This window comes from Candidatus Magnetobacterium casense, from assembly GCF_019173545.1.
In the GTDB taxonomy this organism is placed as follows: Bacteria; Nitrospirota; Thermodesulfovibrionia; order Thermodesulfovibrionales; family Magnetobacteriaceae; genus Magnetobacterium; species Magnetobacterium cryptolimnobacter.
Map to the genome: position 1 here is coordinate 1 of NZ_JABXWD010000680.1, position 1,335 is coordinate 1,335.

The 1,335-nt window shown below is 51.6% G+C and carries 1 protein-coding gene; it reads left to right on the top strand.

Translation table 11 applies throughout. The annotated features are described in order from the left end of the window. Positions 1-152 precede the first annotated feature (152 nt). Positions 153-1,335: hypothetical protein (locus tag HWQ67_RS18700; RefSeq protein ID WP_218254206.1), on the top strand; the 1,183-nt coding region annotated here is incomplete at its 3' end.

Below are 1,335 nucleotides of genomic sequence, written 5' to 3' on the forward strand. Positions count from 1 at the left end.
TGCGTCTCCCATACCAAGGGGGCGAAACCTGTCTGGATGATCGACGATGCCGATACGCTCTCCTATGTTGAGATCCTCAATGTCTCGCTCGACTTCACCCGTAGAGCTTACGGCTACTACTCCTGCGTGATCAACTTCAGGGAGGTCCTCTGATGGTCAGGACGCTCGACGCCAACCAGACCAGGAAGATCGACCGCAACTACATCCAGCCAATTTATTTAGTTCATCTCTCCCTGTCCGGTCTGACGCTCTACTTTTCCGATAGGACACTCTATTACAATGCCCACAACTATGAGGACTATCTCTTCGATCTCTCGGACATCGGGAATGACATCAGGAACCTCGGAGGCTATGACAACTGTCAATTAACGCTAAAATTTAAGAATGACAAGATCCATGACAAAGCCACCTTGATAGAACTGTTTGACGATTATCCTCCTGAGAAGAAATATATTGAAATCTACAAACTCTGCATAGATACGGACGAGACGTTTGTTGCCGATGTCTCAACTAAAGTATTCAAAGGCATGATGGGCCAGCCCTACGACATCTACGACCCTGCTTCAGAGTTTAAAATCGATTGTTCGAGCATGCTCTTCGGAAAGAACAACAGCCTCCCTCTCGATGTCATAGACCTTGCTGATTTTTCCTCGGCTGATCCTGACGATGTCGGGAAATATAGGAACATCGTTTATGGGAGCGTCGACAAGCTGGTCTGCCCCTGGACGGTGGCGGGGTGGCTTTCCACCCTGACGGCTGATATCACAGCAGCAGCCGTCACCATTGTCGTATCCGACTCAAACGGGTGTCCTGCCACGCCCTTTCATGCCTATATCGACAGCGAGATGGTCGACGTGACTAATAATGTGACGGCGACCGGGACGCTGACCGTTACTAGGGCGCATGGCGGCACTACGGCAGTCATCCATAACAAGGGAGCCTCTATCTACCAGGAGCTCACCACCTTTGAGGTCGAGGTGGCCCAGCACCCGGTCAAGGCGATCAACGACATCTACGTCAAGAGAGGAAGTTCCGAGTGGTTGAGGGTCATAGCGGGATGGACGAAGAATATCAGTATCGGCGGGCGTTCGACGATCGTCTTTTCCGACAAGATCAAATTCGACGAGAAGGCCAACCTCGCCCTGACCTCCGAGCCCCATACCCACACGACGAGCAGCTACTCCATGAAGACCTGCATTCCGACCGGTGCCACTGGAGGCTATGCCGCTGATAGGGCAAATGCCATTGATGGGAATGACGAGACTTTCGCCACATACGACGACTCCCACGATCTGTCGATAGATTTTACAGAGACAAGCCTTGGGACACTCAATA